This window comes from Arthrobacter sp. MDT1-49-2, from assembly GCF_059090185.1.
This window is the reverse complement of the sequence record NZ_JBNHFK010000004.1, coordinates 81,255-97,434: the sequence shown is the minus strand read 5'-3', so window position 1 is coordinate 97,434 and position 16,180 is coordinate 81,255. Positions and strand designations below refer to the sequence as shown.

General features: G+C 66.4%; 16 protein-coding genes. 12 read left to right on the top strand and 4 right to left on the bottom strand.

Annotation, left to right across the window (positions count from 1 at the left end; all coding sequences use genetic code 11):
* Nucleotides 1-49: 49 nt before the first annotated feature.
* The gene (locus AC5RTS_RS07250) at nucleotides 50-1,399 is read left to right on the top strand and encodes a M50 family metallopeptidase (RefSeq protein ID WP_493991395.1); all 1,350 of its coding nucleotides are present in this window, start codon (nucleotides 50-52) and stop codon (nucleotides 1,397-1,399) included.
* Here AC5RTS_RS07250 and AC5RTS_RS07245 read toward each other — a convergent pair.
* Nucleotides 1,396-1,938: an HAAS signaling domain-containing protein gene (locus AC5RTS_RS07245; RefSeq protein ID WP_493991394.1), complete on the bottom strand. Its 543-nt coding sequence runs from the start codon at nucleotides 1,936-1,938 to the stop codon at nucleotides 1,396-1,398. The genes AC5RTS_RS07250 and AC5RTS_RS07245 overlap by 4 nt on opposite strands.
* Nucleotides 1,931-2,281 carry a PadR family transcriptional regulator gene (locus AC5RTS_RS07240; RefSeq protein ID WP_493991393.1) on the bottom strand — a complete coding sequence of 117 codons (351 nt, stop codon included), beginning with the start codon at nucleotides 2,279-2,281 and terminating at the stop codon, nucleotides 1,931-1,933. Before AC5RTS_RS07240 ends, AC5RTS_RS07245 begins: the two co-directional genes overlap by 8 nt.
* Nucleotides 2,282-2,407: 126 nt before the next feature.
* On the opposite strand from AC5RTS_RS07240, the gene AC5RTS_RS07235 reads away from it, so the two are divergent.
* From AC5RTS_RS07235 to AC5RTS_RS07205, 7 genes are all read left to right on the top strand, one after another.
* A complete protein-coding gene (locus AC5RTS_RS07235; protein WP_493991392.1) occupies nucleotides 2,408-3,070 on the top strand; it encodes a MarR family transcriptional regulator in 663 nt (220 codons plus the stop codon).
* The gene (locus tag AC5RTS_RS07230; RefSeq protein ID WP_493991391.1) at nucleotides 3,067-3,417 is read left to right on the top strand and encodes a hypothetical protein; all 351 of its coding nucleotides are present in this window, start codon (nucleotides 3,067-3,069) and stop codon (nucleotides 3,415-3,417) included. Before AC5RTS_RS07235 ends, AC5RTS_RS07230 begins: the two co-directional genes overlap by 4 nt.
* Before the next feature lie 45 nt (nucleotides 3,418-3,462).
* Nucleotides 3,463-3,753, top strand: a complete 291-nt coding sequence (locus tag AC5RTS_RS07225) for a YciI family protein (RefSeq protein WP_493991390.1) — start codon at nucleotides 3,463-3,465, stop codon at nucleotides 3,751-3,753.
* 137 nt (nucleotides 3,754-3,890) lie between these two features.
* Nucleotides 3,891-5,057 carry a flavodoxin-dependent (E)-4-hydroxy-3-methylbut-2-enyl-diphosphate synthase gene (gene ispG, locus AC5RTS_RS07220; RefSeq protein WP_493991389.1) on the top strand — a complete coding sequence of 389 codons (1,167 nt, stop codon included), beginning with the start codon at nucleotides 3,891-3,893 and terminating at the stop codon, nucleotides 5,055-5,057.
* Nucleotides 5,032-5,922 carry a GNAT family N-acetyltransferase gene (locus tag AC5RTS_RS07215; protein WP_493991388.1) on the top strand — a complete coding sequence of 297 codons (891 nt, stop codon included), beginning with the start codon at nucleotides 5,032-5,034 and terminating at the stop codon, nucleotides 5,920-5,922. Before ispG ends, AC5RTS_RS07215 begins: the two co-directional genes overlap by 26 nt.
* Before the next feature lie 132 nt (nucleotides 5,923-6,054).
* A complete protein-coding gene (locus AC5RTS_RS07210) occupies nucleotides 6,055-7,854 on the top strand; it encodes a proline--tRNA ligase (protein ID WP_493991387.1) in 1,800 nt (599 codons plus the stop codon).
* A 5-nt stretch (nucleotides 7,855-7,859) separates the two neighbouring features.
* Nucleotides 7,860-8,657, top strand: coding sequence for a sulfite exporter TauE/SafE family protein (locus AC5RTS_RS07205; protein WP_493991386.1), 798 nt, complete (start codon nucleotides 7,860-7,862; stop codon nucleotides 8,655-8,657).
* Between the two features lie 28 nt (nucleotides 8,658-8,685).
* On the opposite strand, the gene AC5RTS_RS07200 is transcribed toward AC5RTS_RS07205, so the two are convergent.
* Both AC5RTS_RS07200 and AC5RTS_RS07195 read right to left on the bottom strand, forming a co-directional pair.
* Nucleotides 8,686-9,675 carry an aminoglycoside phosphotransferase family protein gene (locus AC5RTS_RS07200; protein ID WP_493991385.1) on the bottom strand — a complete coding sequence of 330 codons (990 nt, stop codon included), beginning with the start codon at nucleotides 9,673-9,675 and terminating at the stop codon, nucleotides 8,686-8,688.
* Between the two features lie 30 nt (nucleotides 9,676-9,705).
* Nucleotides 9,706-10,866 (bottom strand): DUF4439 domain-containing protein, encoded by a 1,161-nt coding sequence (locus AC5RTS_RS07195; protein ID WP_493991384.1) that lies wholly within the window; start codon nucleotides 10,864-10,866, stop codon nucleotides 9,706-9,708.
* A 186-nt stretch (nucleotides 10,867-11,052) separates the two neighbouring features.
* On the opposite strand from AC5RTS_RS07195, the gene rimP reads away from it, so the two are divergent.
* The 4 genes from rimP (at nucleotide 11,053) to infB (ending at nucleotide 16,096) form a co-directional block, all read left to right on the top strand.
* The gene (gene rimP, locus AC5RTS_RS07190) at nucleotides 11,053-11,622 is read left to right on the top strand and encodes a ribosome maturation factor RimP (RefSeq protein WP_493991552.1); all 570 of its coding nucleotides are present in this window, start codon (nucleotides 11,053-11,055) and stop codon (nucleotides 11,620-11,622) included.
* On the top strand, nucleotides 11,623-12,594 hold the full coding sequence (nusA, locus tag AC5RTS_RS07185; protein WP_493991383.1) for a transcription termination factor NusA: 972 nt from the start codon (nucleotides 11,623-11,625) through the stop codon (nucleotides 12,592-12,594).
* A 49-nt stretch (nucleotides 12,595-12,643) separates the two neighbouring features.
* A complete protein-coding gene (locus AC5RTS_RS07180) occupies nucleotides 12,644-13,045 on the top strand; it encodes a YlxR family protein (RefSeq protein ID WP_493991382.1) in 402 nt (133 codons plus the stop codon).
* A 132-nt stretch (nucleotides 13,046-13,177) separates the two neighbouring features.
* A complete protein-coding gene (gene infB / locus AC5RTS_RS07175; protein WP_493991381.1) occupies nucleotides 13,178-16,096 on the top strand; it encodes a translation initiation factor IF-2 in 2,919 nt (972 codons plus the stop codon).
* Nucleotides 16,097-16,180: the final 84 nt, after the last annotated feature.

Genomic DNA, 16,180 nt, shown 5'->3' with positions numbered 1-16,180 from the left:
CCGCCCGGCATGCGTTGGAACCAGGTGCAGTTCAAATGAAGGAAGCCCGTTGACCATTCTGCTTTTCATCCTCGGCGTACTGTTCGTGGCGGCGGGCATCGCCGTGTCCATCGCCCTGCACGAGGTAGGACACCTGCTGCCGGCCAAGGCCTTCAAGGTGCGGGTCACGCAGTACATGATCGGCTTCGGGCCGACCGTGTTTTCCCGCACCCGCGGGGAAACTGAGTACGGCGTCAAGGCGCTGCCGCTGGGCGGCTATGTGTCCATGGTCGGGATGTTCCCGCCCAACAAGGAAACGGCCAACGACGGGACCGTGCGCAAATCCAGCACCGGCATGTTCCAGCAGCTGGCCACCGAAGCGCGCCAGGCTGAAACGGACCGGCTGGTGGAAGGCGATGAAAACCGGGTCTTCTACAAACTGCCGATCTACAAACGCATCATCATTATGCTCGGCGGGCCGCTGATGAACCTGCTGATCGGCGTCGTGCTCTTTGCGGTGCTGCTGATGGGCTTCGGCACCGCGCAGACCACCACCACCCTGGCCACCGTGAACCAGTGCGTGATCTCCGCCGAGCAGCAGGCCGCCACCGGGCAGACCGAGTGCACCGCCGAAGACCCCGCCGCCCCGGCCTACGAGGCAGGCCTGCTCCCGGGGGACACCATCACGGTGTTTGACGGCAGGGAGGTCACCTCCTGGGACGAGCTCTCCGCCTGGATCCGGGACGCCGCCGGGCGCAGCGTCCCGCTGACGTACGTTCGCGACGGTGAGGAAAAACAGACCAGCATCACCCCGCTGCTTACCGAGCGGCCGGTGGTGGGCGAGGACGGCACCGTGCAGACCGATGAGGACGGCAAGTACCTCACGCAGGAGGTCGGGTTCATCGGCGTCGGTGCGGAACAGGCCCTGGTGAACCAGCCGGCCAGCGCCGTGCTGCCGGCGGTGGGGGAGAACCTGGCCAACATCGGCGGCGTGGTGATCAACCTTCCGCAGCGGCTGGTGGACGTGGCCCAGGCTGCCTTCTCCTCCGAGGAGCGGGACCCGAACGGGCCCATGAGCGTGGTGGGCGTGGGACGCATCGCCGGCGAAATCTCCTCGCAGGACGTTATTCCGGTGGAATCCCGGGTGGCGACACTGATCGGCCTGGTCGGCAGCGTGAACCTTGCCCTGTTTGTGTTCAACCTGATTCCGCTGCTGCCCCTGGACGGCGGGCACGTAGCGGGGGCGCTCTGGGAAGGCCTGCGCCGGCGTGTTGCCAAGCTGTTCCGCCGGCCGGATCCGGGACCCTTCGACATGGCCAAGATGCTGCCCGTGACCTACGCGGTGGCGGTGCTGCTGATGGGTATGGGTGCCCTGCTGATCTATGCCGACATTGTGAAGCCGGTCAGCCTGTTCAACTAGGTGCGTGTGCGCTGTCCGCCTGCACCGCGCCAGGCCCGGGCGCCCAGCAGGAAGGCTGCCAGGGCAATGGCGGCCGGTACAACGAGCCACGCCCATTCACTGGTCCACCCGATGCCCGTCCCGTCCGCCCCGGAGAACGCCAGCACATCGACAAAGAGGAAGCGGCCGTGTGCCTCGGCTTGTCCGGTCGACTCGACGGCGGCGAGCATTCCGAACGTAAATGCCAGGAAAACCGTCCAATAGACCAGCAGGGCCGCGCCGGCGGTGATGGCGCCAACTGACCAAAAGGGCCGGCGGGCACCGTCCTCGGCATACTGCCGTGCCAGGGAGCGGGGCGATCCCAGATCGCTCAGGGCTGCGGCGGTATCCCGGGGATCAGCGGCGAGCGCCTGACGCAGTTCCCGAATGATCCCCCTGCGTTCCTTTCCCGGCAGGACTCCCTCCAAATGCCATTCCAGGCGGGTGAGATACATTTCCGTTTGCCAGCGCCCGGAAAGTGAACGCTTGGAGGGTGCGGCGGACCGCAGGATGTCAGTCATTTCGGGGATGCTCCTTTGCAATGGTTTCCCCGACAACGGCGGACACAAGCTGCCATTGGGCTTCGGCAGATGCCTTGGCAGCTTCTCCGTTTGCCGTGAGGGAAAAGTACTTCCGGGGCGGTCCTGAGGTGGAAGCAACCATTCGTGAGCTGACCAGGCCGTCCCGCTCAAGACGGCTCAGCAGCGGATAAACCAGTCCTGTGGTGACCTGCAGGCCGTGATCGGCCAGCCGTTCCACGAGCTGGTAGCCATACGACTCGTCCTGGCTGATCAGGGTGAGCGTGAGCAGGGGGAGGGCCGCCCGGATGAGCTGGGCGTCCTGCTGCGCCTGAATTCTGGACATAGTAGTAATGAAACATAAATAGTGGGCGTCCACAAGGGTTGTTCGCCTATATGCAGCAGTAGGTTGTACCTACAAATGAACCCCTTAGAGGTTGCAATTTGAATTGCATACGCTTACGGTTGCAAAATGTTTGTCCTTACGATTGACCAGCGCAACAGCCAGCGAAGCGGGGACCGTGTCCCTGAGCTTTTGGCTGCCCTGGCGGACCTGCCCATGGTCCGTGGTTTCGAGCGGTCGGTCGGTGATGAAATCCAAGGTATCTGCAGCAGCGCCGAAACCGCCGTTGACGCCGTACTCCGGGTCCTGCGGTACGGGAACTGGTATGCCGGAATCGGCGTTGGGAGGGTGCACGAACCCCTGCCGCACAGCCCCCGTGAGGCGGGCGGCCCGGCCTTCGTCGCCGCCCGGCGCGCCGTCGACCGGGCCAAGAAAACAGGGGACCGGCCGCCTGTCGCGGTGGAGGGTTCTCCCGGCGCTCCGGAGGCGGAAGCGGTGCTGGTTCTGCTGGGCAGGCTTGTGGCCGAGCGTACCGAGGCTGAATGGCGGATCCTGCAACACGTCGAACCCGGCAAATGGGGAGCTCAGACCACGGCCGCCCGTATGCTCGGCATCAGCTCCCAGGCAGTGAGCAAAGCAGTAGCGCGCTCGGGCTGGCAGGAGGAATGGGCTGCCCGGCCGGCGGCCGCCGTCCTCCTGCAGCGGGCGGAGGAGCTTGCCGCGGCCCCGGAAGCGGGTTCGGCAACGGGGCCGGTAGGAGACGGAACGGATGCGAAGGCGGACAGGCAGTGACTTTCCTGTGGGTGGTACTTGCACTGCTGGCGGCAGCGGTACTTGGCTGGCCGGTGACTGCCGGCGTGCTCCGGCTGGCCCGCGACGTCGGCAACCCGCCGCCCCCGCCACCCGCTGTCCTTCGCGGCGGTCTCGCCATCGGAATGCTTGAACGCCTGGCCGTGGCGGCCGCCGTCCTGGCCAACGAGCCGGTGGCCATTGCCTATGTTGTAGCGGTCAAGGGTCTGGGGCGCTATGCGGAGCTGAAGGAAACCCCCGCAGCGGCCGAGCGTTTTATCATCGGCACGCTCACCTCCATGCTCTGGGCTGCCGCCGTGGCAGTGCCCGTTCGTCTCTACCTGCTGTAGACAGCCTGGCCTGCTGCAGTCCGGGCATCCCGTAGGCTTGTGAGCATGAGTATTTTTGCAGTTGAGTATGTCTACGACGCCGATTCCTCCGAGCTGCGGAACGAGCACCGTCCCGCCCACCGCGAGTGGCTGAAGCGGCTGGCGGACGAAGGCCGCGTACTCTCCGCCGGTGCTTTCGAAGACGGTGCCGGTGCGCTGCTGCTGGTTGTTGCCGCCGATGAAGCGGGCCTGCATGACCTGTTGAAGGAAGATCCGTTTGCCACCGTGGGTGCCATTTCCGGCATGAAGACCACTGCGTGGAAGCCTGCGATCGGTGCTTTTGCCGATCACGCCTAACCGGGCTGCTAAGCCCTGAGTGATATTCACCCCTGCACCGCCGTCCCGGTCCGGGCCGGGGTGATAATAGGAAGGGCGCGTTTTTCTACGCGCGTTTCACAGCCAAATACCTGCCGTACCGGCACATGGAGGACGTTTTGACCTCGGTCAACCTTGGAATGCCAGCTGCACCGCCGCCCACTCTCGCGCCGCGACGCAAAACCCGTCAGATCAAAGTGGGATCGGTAGGAGTTGGCTCGGACTCGCCCGTCAGCGTCCAGTCCATGACCACCACGCCCACTACGGACATCAACGCCACGCTGCAGCAGATCGCCGAACTAACGGCGTCGGGCTGCGACATTGTCCGGGTTGCCTGCCCCAGCGCCGATGACGCGGCCGCGCTGCCGATCATCGCCAAGAAGTCGCAGATCCCGGTCATCGCTGATATCCACTTCCAGCCGAAGTACGTTTATGCAGCGATCGAAGCCGGCTGTGCCGGTGTCCGCGTAAACCCGGGCAACATCCGCAAGTTCGATGACCAGGTCAAGCAGATCGCCAGGGAGGCCAAGGACGCAGGTGTGTCCATCCGCATCGGCGTCAACGCCGGTTCGCTGGATCCGCGCCTGCTGGCCAAGTACGGCAAGGCCACGCCCGAGGCGCTGGTGGAATCGGCCGTCTGGGAAGCGTCCCTGTTCGAGGAACACGACTTCCACGACTTCAAGATTTCCGTCAAGCACAATGACCCGGTGGTCATGGTCCGTGCCTACGAGCTGCTCGCTGAGCGCGGCGACTGGCCCCTGCACCTGGGCGTCACGGAGGCCGGGCCCGCCTTCCAGGGGACCATCAAGTCCGCCACCGCTTTCGGCGCACTGCTCTCCAAGGGCATCGGCGACACCATCCGCGTGTCCCTCTCCGCCCCGCCGGTGGAGGAAATCAAGGTGGGCAACCAGATCCTGCAGTCGCTGAACCTGCGCCCCCGCAAGCTCGAAATCGTGTCCTGCCCCTCCTGCGGCCGTGCCCAGGTGGACGTGTACACCCTCGCCGAAGAAGTCACGGCCGGCCTCGAGGGGATGACCATCCCGCTGCGAGTGGCCGTGATGGGCTGCGTAGTAAACGGACCGGGTGAAGCACGCGAAGCCGATCTGGGTGTAGCCTCCGGTAACGGCAAGGGACAGATTTTCGTCAAGGGCGAGGTCATCAAGACCGTCCCCGAGGACCAGATTGTGGAAACCCTTATCGAAGAAGCGATGAGGATCGCGGAAGAGATGGGGGAAACCGAAGGTGAGGATGCTGGGACGGGTGGCCCCATGGTTACCGTCAGCTAAGCCTGCGGGCGATATCCGCAGCGCCGCCTCCAGTGCGGCGCTGCGGATCCTGCGCGACGAAGACACTGTCGCGCTGTGGGACCTGGCTGCCGCTGACCCGGTGGCCAATATTTTTATGCTCTCCCATTTGGAGACGACCCGAACTGCCGCGCCCACGTCAGCCGGCGGACGGGTTGTCGGCGTGTTCGACGCCGGTACCCTGATCGGTGCCTGCTGGTTCGGGGTCAACGTGGTGCCCGTGGGCCTTGATGCCGAGACCGGCCCCGAAGTGGGGCGCTACCTTGCCCGGTCGCGGAACCGCTTTTCGTCCCTCTTCGGTCCGTCCGAAGCGGTCCTGTCGATCTGGTCCGAGCTGCGGCATTCCTCGGCCGAACCCTTTGACGTCCGCCCGGACCAACCGCTGCTGCAGATGACCGGGCCATCCCAGATTGCTCCGGCCCCGGGGCTCCGCCCCGCACGCCCCGCAGAACTGGACGTCCTGCTTCCTGCATGCACGGCCATGTTCGAGGAGGAAGTCGGCTACTCGCCGGTCTCGAACGGAGACAGGCACTACCGCCAGCGGGTCAAGGGCCTCATCGAGCGCAGCCAGTCCCTGCTGGACCTCGACGCCGCCGGCCAGGTGGTCTTCAAAGCCGAGCTGGGGACGGTGTCCCGCCAGGCAGTGCAGGTGCAGGGTGTCTGGATGAACCCGGAATACCGCGGCCAGGGACTGAGCCGGTCCTATATGTCGGCAGTGGTGTCCGCGGCCCTCGACGTCGCCCCCGTCACCAGCCTCTACGTGAACTCCTACAACGCGCCCGCCCGTGCCACCTACGAGGCCGTGGGGTTTGACCAGGTCGGGACGTTCGCCACCATCCTCTTCTGAACGCGGCCCGCAGCCGGACAGGGCTGTGTCGTTATCCTCATCTGTCCGGAGCCGGCAGCGGCACGCGCTAGATTAGTAGGGAATACATCCCCTGAAGATGCAGCCGTACCGCTGCAGAAACGGATTCCTCGCGTGGTCCTTCGACTTTCCACCCTTTTCCTGCGCACCCTGCGCGAAGACCCGGCTGACGCCGACGTCGCCAGCCACCGGCTCCTGGTCCGGGCCGGCTACATCCGCCGGGCAGCTCCGGGCATCTACTCCTGGCTGCCGCTGGGCCTGCGCGTACTGGGCAAGGTCGAGACCATCATCCGCGAGGAAATGGCTGCGATCGGCGCCCAGGAAGTCCACTTCCCGGCCCTACTGCCGCGCGAACCCTATGAAGCATCCAACCGCTGGACGGAATACGGCGACAACCTGTTCCGGCTGCAGGACCGCAAGGGCGCCGACTACCTGCTGGCCCCCACCCACGAGGAAATGTTCACGCTGCTGGTCAAGGACCTGTACAGCTCCTACAAGGACCTGCCCGTCTCCCTGTTCCAGATCCAGAACAAGTACCGCGACGAGGCCCGTCCCCGCGCCGGACTGCTCCGCGGCCGCGAATTCATCATGAAGGATTCCTACTCCTTCGACATTGACGACGAGGGTCTGGAAGCCAGCTACCAGGCGCACCGCGGCGCCTACCTGCGCATTTTCGAGCGCCTCGGCCTGGAGATTGTGGTTGTCTCCGCTGTCTCGGGAGCCATGGGCGGTTCCAAGAGCGAGGAATTCCTGCACCCGACTCCGGTCGGTGAGGATACGTATGTCCGTTCCGCCGGCGGCTACGCTGCCAACGTTGAAGCGGTCACCACCGTTGTTCCGGCCGCCATCGATTACGCCAACGCGCCCGAGGCAAAGGTGGTGGACACCCCGGACACCCCCACCATCGAAACCCTTGTGGCCGACGTCAATGCCCGCTTCCCGCGGGAGGACGGCGAATGGACCGCCGCCGACACCCTCAAGAACGTGGTCCTGGCCGTGACCTTGCCGACCGGCGAACGCCGCGTCGTCGTCGTCGGCGTGCCCGGGGACCGTGCGGTGGACCTCAAGCGCATCGAAGCCAACATTGCCGCGCACGTGGAGATCGGCGGGGAGCTGGAGGTCGAAGCTGCCACCGACGAAGACATCAAGAAGCACCCCGGGCTGGTCAAGGGGTACATCGGCCCGGGCCTCTCGGTGGACGAACCGGTGCTGGGCACCGAATCGGCCACCGGCCTGCTGTACCTGGTGGATCCCCGTGTCGTCTCAGGCACCCGCTGGATCACCGGCGCCAACCAGCCCGGCAAGCACGTCATTGGCCTGGTCGCCGGCCGTGATTTCGCCTGGGACGGCGTCATCGAAGCCGTTGAGGTGCGCGAAGGCGACGAAGCCCCCGACGGATCCGGAGCCCTCGAAGCGGCCCGCGGTATCGAGATGGGCCACATCTTCCAGCTGGGACGCAAGTACGCCGAGGCCCTGGGCCTGAAGGTCCTGGACAAGAACGGCAAGCTGGTGACCGTCACCATGGGTTCCTACGGCGTGGGCGTCACCCGCGCCGTGGCCGCGCTGGCCGAGTCCAACCACGACGAGAAGGGCATTGTCTGGCCCCGCTCCGTGGCTCCGGCCGACGTCCACGTGGTGGCCACCGGCCGCGGCGAGGAAATCTTCACCGCCGCTGCCGAACTCTCCGAAGCGCTGGAGGCTGCCGGGCTGGAGGTCATCTACGACGACCGCCCCAAGGTCTCTCCGGGCGTGAAGTTCGGTGATGCCGAGCTGATCGGCGTTCCGACCATCCTGGTGGTCGGCCGCGGACTGGCCGACGGCGTCGTGGAGATCAAGGACCGCGCCACCGGCGTTGCCGAAAACGTGCCGGTGGCCGAAGCGGTGGAGTACGTGCGCCGCGCCGCCGCGCAGTAACCCCGGTGCTTTCAGGTCTCGAGGACGTCACGCTTGCCACCATCGCCCTCGTGGTGGTGGCAGGCCTGGCGGCCGGCTGGGTGGATGCCGTGGTGGGCGGGGGAGGGCTGATCCAGCTTCCGGCGCTCCTGCTGGTGCCCGGCATCAGCCCGGTCCAGGCGCTGGCAACAAACAAGATGGGGTCGGTGTTCGGCACCACCACCAGTGCCGTGACCTACTACCGGCGCGCCCATCCGGATCTGCGGACAGCCCTGCCCATGGCCGGCGTTGCCCTGGCCGGAAGCATGGGAGGCGCCGTGGTGGCGGCGTCGCTGCCCTCCTCGGTCTTCAAACCGATCATTGTGGCGGCACTGGTCGCCGTCGCCATCTTTACCGCGACCAAGCCCACCGTGGGTGAGCTGACGAAGCTCCGGCACTCCGGGCGCCGCCACTATGCGACGGCGGTGGCGATAGGGCTGGTGATCGGCTTTTACGACGGCATGATCGGGCCCGGCACCGGTTCCTTCCTGATCATTGCCATGGTTGCCCTCCTGGGCTACAACTTCCTCGCCGCCAGCGCCAAAGCCAAGATCGTCAACATGGCCACCAATATCGGTGCGCTGGCGTTTTTCCTTCCGCACGGCTCCGTGCTGTGGGGCCTGGGACTGGTGCTTGGCCTGGCCAATATGGTCGGCGGCTACATCGGCGCGCGGATGGCCGTGAAGCAGGGCAGCAAGTTCATCCGCGTGGTCTTCCTGGCGGTGGTGGGCGCACTCATCATCAAGCTTGGCCACGATGTGTGGGTGGAGAACCTGGGCGGGTAATGCCTCGCGGCCCCCGCCCCGGAAGCCCCTAGGCCGCCGGCAGGTCCCCAACCGCGGGGAGGCCGGGATGCCGGCGGCCGGTGAGCGCCGATGCCACCCACACGGAGCGGGCGGCATCTCCCTCCAGTCCGAGCCGGACGTAGTCCAGGGCGTTGGCGACCTCACGCAGGATGCTCCAGTCCACCGCCGCGCTCCGGTCCAGGCCTGCGGCTGCGCAGAGCCCTTCCAGCCGCGCCAGCAGGGACTCTTCGGGTGCCTCGGGGTCCAGATCCTGGAGTCGGTTCCACAACATCGGTGCCACGGCGTATTCCGGCTCGCCGTACACCGCCTGCGGGTCAATGGCTGCGTAGTCGGTGCCGGTACCGGGTCTGGCCAGTACGTTGGCGTAGTGCAGGTCCGCATGCACCAGTACATCCCGGGCGGAGCGCCTGCCCACCGCGCCGCGGGTCTGGCACACCTGCAGGGCGGCCTCCAGGAGCCAGCGTTCAAACGGCCGGTCCAGGGCTTCCCACTCCGCCGGAAGCTCGTCGGACAGCTGTTCGGCCTGTTCGGCCAGCGAGGGAATGGCAGCCCAGTGCGGTGAATCGCTTTCGGGCACGCTCAGCACCCGCATCAGTGATCCCCATACGCGCACCGCTTCAGGCAGATCCACATCCAGCAGTGTCCGCTCCGGATCAAGGCGTTCGAGCACCAGGCAGGTCCCGGCGGCATCCTGGTCCAGCAGCCGGACGGCGCCGCGGCCGTTCCACAGCTGCAGGGCAGCTGCCTCGGTCGCCGCCTCGGGATGGGGAAACGGGAGTTTGAGGACCGCCGGGCTGCCGGCTGCGGAGCGCACGGGAAGCACGAGGGCGCCGTGCCCGTGCCAGGGCTGCCCGGCGGCGGCAGGATCCGGGACAAGCCCGAATGCGGCCAGGCCCGCCTCGACGCGGTCCGGGAGCTCCTGAAGCCAGGTGCGCCCGGCCCTGGTTCCGAGATAGCGCTGCCGCAGGGCATCAGGTACGACGACGGCCGGTGCCATAAGCGCCTCCTGGCAGTTGGGGACGGGAAATCAGTTCCACGGGAGATCATCGGGGACGGCGGCCAGGCCGGGGGCGGCCGGAACGGCTTCCGCATCACGGTACAGGTCAGCGGAGACGGCGCCCAGCCGCTCGATGGCCCAGCCGCGCAGCGTGCCCTCGGACAACGCCACCAAGTCAGCGTAGACGGAGGGCAGGCGCTCTTCCAGCGCAGTCAGGGAGCCGGCGGGGTCCAGCAGGAAATCCCCGTCCAGCCGGTAGGCCGCCACCGGAGGGACAACGGGCAGGCAGACCTCGGCCAGGAAGGGCACCGCCGCCGTGCCGCCTGCCTCGTGGGCGTCGGCAAGCCGGCGCCATTGTGCGCCGTAGTCTGCGGCCCGCGGATCCTGGGCCAAAGCAACCTCATAGGCGTAGGCGGTGCCCAGTTCCGCATCGATCACGGCGTTCAGCGCAGCGGCGGCGTCGACCGTCTCCGGTGCCGCCTGAACGGTGCCGGAGGGGGCGGGGCAGTCTTCTCCGGCCGGGCTGCCGGTCCGGCTCTTCCCGTCCGGAGACGCGGTCGCTGTACCGTCCGGCACCGTGGAAGTGCCGGCGCCGGCGTCAGCGACGGATGGCGGGAGGTCATAAAGTTCCGCTGTCCGCTCGGCCAGGACCTGCTGGGATGCCCCCGTGGAGGCAAGGAGGCGCGCGGTTTCGGCATCTGCCCGCCAGGCGGAATGCAGGCTGGTCCGGGCTGATTCGGCGAGCTGGCGGACATACCGTTCGGCGGCTTCCGTGCCGGCGTCCGGTGCGTCCGCCGCGGGCTTTTCCGTGGCCGGGTCGGAGGCGCCCTCGGAGGGAAACAGCAGTTCCTCGGTACTGGAGCGATACCCGGTGCCGCCCGCAGTCCGGCCCGGCCCGGTGAGCAGTGCCGCCTGCTCGCGCAGTACATCCACCTGCCCCTCCAGTTCCGCCGCGGTCCGGCCGGACGTACCCTCGGCCAGCACCCTGGCTTCGGCAGCGAGGCTGCGGGCGGTGGCGCGGGCCTCCGTAAGCGCAATCTCGGAGAAAGTCCGGGGAATATCCCGGGAGCCCGGTGTTCCGGCCACCATGCCGAAGCTGAGAACCACCGCAGCCAATGCGATAAACAACACAGCGCGCCCCAGAACGGCACCCACCCGTGACCGGGTACGGGTGTGTCCCGGCTCGTTCACGGGGTCTTCCAAAGGCTTTTTCACAACACCTGATGATGTCACGAAGCCGCTCCGGTCTGCATCGATGCCTAACCGGTCCCGGAAAGTCGGTAGTCTAGGTACTACAACAACATCTAGTGGGAGGCAGCTATGGCGGTTCGGCCCAACCCCAAAAAAGACACGGCATCGGATTACCGTAAGAACGCGATGCGTGCGGAAGTAGCCGCAGAGACGCAGCGGCTCAAGACTTACCTGGCTCCCACGGTACAGATGCAGGGCCTTTTCCTTGAAGACATCGAAATCAAGATGGCCGGTGCCCACCGCACGGTCCACGTGGTGGTGGATCTTCCTGAGGACCAGGCCGGCGGCGTGAGCCTGGATGCGATTTCCGTGGCAGCCCAGGCAGTATCGGACGCAATGGACAACGATCCCCACGACGACGGCCGGCCGTACAGCCTGGAGGTTTCGTCCCCCGGTGTGTCCCGGCCCCTGACCGAACCGCGCCACTGGCGCCGGAACGTTGGACGCATGGTCTCCGTCTCCGCAAGCCGCGGAGACGACGTTATGGGCCGCATAGTTTCCGTCGATGACGACGGCGTGACGTTGATACCGGAAATTCCGGTCAAGAAAGGGATGAAGGCCAAGCAGGGGGACCCTGTCCACCTGCCCTTCGCCAACATCCGCAAGGGGCGCGTAGAGGTTGAATTCGCCCACCTTGAAGACGACCCGGCAGGCGAGGACGCCCCGGATGATGAAACCACAGCTGAGGAGGCCTAGATGGATATAGATATGAGTGCACTGAGGCTGCTGGAACGTGAACGGGAGATCCCCCTGGATCTGCTCATTCCGACCATTGAGCAGGCTCTGCTGGTTGCCTACCACAAGACCACCGGCGCGCAGGACACCGCACGCGCTGAGCTGGACCGCAAGACCGGCCACGTGACCATCTGGGCCACGGAGGTCGACGACGACGGAACCGCCGTCGGGGAGTTCGACGACACCCCGGCCGGCTTCGGCCGCATTGCCGCCAGCACCGCCCGCCAGATCATCCTGCAGCGCCTGCGCGATGTTGAGGATGACGCCATCCTCGGCGAGTTCAAGGGCCGTGAGGGGGAGCTGGTCTCCGGCCAGATCCAGCAGGGCAACAACCCGCACATGATCCAGGTCAACCTCGGATCCGTGGAGGCGCTGCTGCCCCCGCCCGAGCAGGTGCCGGGGGAGAAGTACACCCACGGCTCCCGCCTGCGTGCCTTTGTCGTGGACGTGCGCCGCGGCTTCAAGGGCCCGTCCATCACACTCTCCCGCTCCCACCCGGGACTGGTGCGCAAGCTGTTCGAACTGGAAGTTCCGGAGATTGCCGACGGCAGTGTCGAAATTGTGGCGCTGGCCCGCGAGGCCGGACACCGCACGAAGATCGCGGTCAAGGCCAACGTGCCCGGCATCAATGCCAAGGGCGCGTGCATCGGCGAGATGGGGTCGCGTGTCCGCGCGGTCATGAACGAACTGCACGACGAGAAGATCGACATTGTCGACTTCAGCGAGGACCCGGCGACGTTCATCGCCAACTCGCTTTCGCCGTCGCGCGTCAACTCGGTCACCATCACGGACGAGGACATGCGTTCGGCCCGTGTGGTGGTCCCTGACTACCAGCTTTCCCTCGCCATCGGTAAGGAAGGCCAGAACGCCCGTTTGGCCGCCAAGCTGACCGGGTGGCGGATCGACATCGTTTCCGACGCCAAGGCCTCCTAGGCCGGCAGTGCCGGAAGCCGATGCGGCGCCGGGCAGGAAAGGCGCTAGAATGTATAAGGCCGGATCACTTTCCGCCGTTCAGGCACCGGCAGCCGCTTCGGCCGCTGCCTCGGAAACCGAACAGCGCCGGCGCCCGCACGTTCCGCAGCGAACATGCATCGGGTGCAGGAAAAAGAGTGATCAGGCTGTTCTGCTGCGGCTGGCGCGTGTCAGCATGGAAGGCGTTTCCGCCGTCCGTGTCGATGAACGTCGCCGCGTGTCTGGCAGGGGTGCCTGGTTGCATCCCGACCCAGCATGCCTGCGACTGGCAGTGAAACGATCGGCATTTCCCCGGGCCTTCAAGGGTCAGGTGGGAATAACGGACGTTGAACGGTGGTTCAAGGCCCTTGAGAACGTTCCGACCGGGAACGGACTCGAAACCGTCCAACCTGAAAGCGGGTCAGAAATCTGATGGAAACCCGATGAGTACCCAGCGATGAGTACTTTGTTGTGCTCTGTGATGGGCCCCGCTGTAACTGCAGTGGAAGCCCGCAGCAAATAGACGGTTCGTACCTGGCTCGGTGCGGACCGAGACAGGAGAAATGTGGCCAAGGTCCGCGTACACGAGCTTGCTAAAGAGCTCGGCATTACCTCAAAGGATGCAGTTGCAAAACTGCAGGAACTGGGCGAATTCGTCCGTTCCGCTTCCTCCACCATTGAGGCCCCGGTAGTAAAGAAGCTTCGAGGCGCCTTCCCGGCGTCTGAGAACAAGGCCGCCGCATCCACGGCGACCGAATCCAAGCCTGCAGCCGGCGATTCCACGCCGCGTCCCGCAGCATCTTCATCCCCCAAGCCCGGCAAGCCGGCTCCGGCAGCACCCGCTCCCGCAGCACCGGAAGCCGAGCAGGCAAGCACCCCGGCAGCACCCGCTCCGGCAGCCCCTGCACCTGCAGCTCCGGCTCCCGCAGCTCCGGCCGCGGAAACCGCCGCGCCGGCAGCACCTGCTCCGGCCGCGGAAACCGCAGCCCCCGCAGCAGAGGCCGACAAGCCCGCCGCACAGGCTCCCCGTCCCGGAAACGCTCCGCGTCCCGGCGCCGGCGGTCCCCGTCCGGGCAACAACCCGTTTGCCACCTCCCAGGGCATGCCCCGGCCGCGCGGCCGTGGCGAAGGCGAACGTGGAACCGGCGCACCGCGTCCGGGCAACAATCCGTTTGCCACCTCCCAGGGCATGCCGCGTCCGGGTGGACGCCGTGACGAGACCGAACGCCCGGGTATGCCCGGTGCCGCAGGCCCCCGTCCCGCTGCCGGTGCAGGTGGACCCCGTCCCGGCGCACCCCGTCCGGGAGCACCCCGCCCCGGCGCACCCCGTCCGGGCGCACCGCGTCCGGGTGGCGCACCCCGTCCGGCCGGTGCCGGCGGAACCCGGCCTACGCCGGGCATGATGCCTAACCGCACCGAGCGTCCGGCAGCCCCGGGTCGTCCGGGTGCCGGTGGCGGACCCCGCCGCGGACCGGGCGGAGCCCCGGGTACCGGTGGCGGTGCACCCGTTGGCGGCGGCTTCGGCAAGGGTGGCCGCGGACGCGGCGGCACTGCCGGTGCCTTCGGCAAGGGCGGCGCAGGCCGCGGCAAGCAGCGCAAGTCGAAGCGGGCAAAGCGGCAGGAACTGGAGCAGATGTCAGCTCCGTCGCTGGGCGGCGTTTCGGTACCCCGCGGCGACGGCAACACTGTTGTCCGTCTGCGCCGCGGCGCGTCCATCACGGACTTTGCCGACAAGATTGAGGCAAACCCGGCAGCACTGGTGACCGTGCTCTTCCACCTCGGTGAAATGGCAACGGCCACCCAGTCCCTGGACGAGGAGACCTTCGGTGTTCTCGGCGAGGAGCTGGGCTACAAGATCCAGGTTGTGTCCCCCGAAGACGAAGAGCGCGAACTGCTGAGCAGCTTCGACATCGACTTCGAGGCCGAACTGGAAGCCGAAGGCGACGATGAACTCGAAGCCCGTCCTCCGGTAGTCACCGTGATGGGTCACGTTGACCACGGTAAGACCCGCCTGCTCGACGCCATCCGCAACTCGAACGTTGTTGAAGGCGAACACGGCGGCATTACCCAGCACATCGGTGCCTACCAGATCGACTTCGATCACGAGGGTACCGAGCGGGCCATCACCTTCATCGATACCCCGGGCCACGAGGCGTTCACCGCCATGCGTGCCCGTGGTGCGAAGGTCACCGATATTGCGGTCCTGGTTGTCGCAGCCGACGACGGCGTGATGCCGCAGACGGTTGAAGCACTCAACCACGCACAGGCGGCCAACGTGCCGATCGTCGTGGCAGTGAACAAGATCGATAAGGAAGGCGCCAACCCGGAGAAGGTCCGCGGCCAGCTGACCGAATACGGCCTGGTTCCCGAAGAATACGGTGGCGACACCATGTTCGTTGAGGTCTCGGCCCGCCAGAACCTCAACATCGACGCCCTGCTCGAGGCCGTGCTGCTCACCGCAGACGCTGCCCTGGACATGCGCGCCAACCCGGATAAGGATGCCCGCGGCATCGCCATCGAAGCCAACCTGGACAAGGGCCGCGGCGCGGTGGCAACCGTGCTGGTCCAGTCCGGCACGCTGAAGGTCGGCGACACGATTGTGGCAGGCACGGCCCACGGCCGCGTCCGCGCCATGTTCGACGAGAACGGCGACAACGTCACCGAAGCCGGGCCTTCACGCCCGGTCCAGGTGCTCGGCCTGTCCAACGTTCCCCGCGCCGGCGACACCTTCTTCGTGACCGACGACGAGCGTACCGCCCGCCAGATCGCTGAAAAGCGTGAGGCTGCGGACCGCAACGCCGCCCTGGCCAAGCGCCGCAAGCGCATCAGCCTGGAAGACTTCGACAAGGCCGTTGCCGAGGGCAAGGTTGACACCCTCAACCTCATCCTCAAGGGCGACGTGTCCGGTGCCGTTGAAGCCCTGGAAGACTCGCTGCTCAAGATCGACGTCGGCGAAGGCGTGCAGCTGCGCGTCATCCACCGCGGCGTTGGTGCCATCACGCAGAACGACGTCAACCTGGCGACCGTGGACAACGCGATCATCATCGGCTTCAACGTCAAGCCGGCTGAGCGCGTTGCCGACCTGGCCGAGCGTGAAGGCGTGGACATGCGCTTCTACTCGGTCATCTACGCAGCCATCGATGACATTGAGCTCGCCCTCAAGGGCATGCTCAAGCCTGAGTACGAGGAAGTCCAGCTCGGCACCGCCGAGGTCCGCGAAGTCTTCCGTTCCTCCAAGTTCGGAAACATCGCCGGCTCGATCGTCCGCTCCGGTGTCATCCGACGCAACGCCAAGGCACGGGTTACCCGCGACGGCAAGCTCATCGGTGAGAACCTCACCGTGGACTCGCTCAAGCGCTTCAAGGATGACGCCACCGAAGTCCGTACCGACTTCGAATGTGGTATCGGCCTGGGCTCGTTCAATGACGTCAAGGAAGGCGACATCATCGAGACCTTCGAGATGCGCGAAAAGCCGCGGGTCTAACTCCCCGGCCAGGGGCCGCCGTCACCGGCGGCCCCTGCCTGCGGGCGTTTCCGCCCGCTCCGTCCCGGTCAGAGATTGCAGTAT

What these genes read in the sequence shown, in the direction of transcription:
- rimP (WP_493991552.1), top strand. Translation starts at nt 11,053, where the DNA reads ATGCGTGCGGAAGTAGCCGCAGAGACGCAGCGGCTCAAGACTTACCTG.
- AC5RTS_RS07240 (WP_493991393.1), bottom strand. Translation starts at nt 2,281, where the DNA reads ATGTCCAGAATTCAGGCGCAGCAGGACGCCCAGCTCATCCGGGCGGCC.
- AC5RTS_RS07200 (WP_493991385.1), bottom strand. Translation starts at nt 9,675, where the DNA reads ATGGCACCGGCCGTCGTCGTACCTGATGCCCTGCGGCAGCGCTATCTC.
- AC5RTS_RS07245 (WP_493991394.1), bottom strand. Translation starts at nt 1,938, where the DNA reads ATGACTGACATCCTGCGGTCCGCCGCACCCTCCAAGCGTTCACTTTCC.
- AC5RTS_RS07225 (WP_493991390.1), top strand. Translation starts at nt 3,463, where the DNA reads ATGAGTATTTTTGCAGTTGAGTATGTCTACGACGCCGATTCCTCCGAG.
- AC5RTS_RS07235 (WP_493991392.1), top strand. Translation starts at nt 2,408, where the DNA reads ATGTTTGTCCTTACGATTGACCAGCGCAACAGCCAGCGAAGCGGGGAC.
- AC5RTS_RS07180 (WP_493991382.1), top strand. Translation starts at nt 12,644, where the DNA reads ATGTATAAGGCCGGATCACTTTCCGCCGTTCAGGCACCGGCAGCCGCT.
- nusA (WP_493991383.1), top strand. Translation starts at nt 11,623, where the DNA reads ATGGATATAGATATGAGTGCACTGAGGCTGCTGGAACGTGAACGGGAG.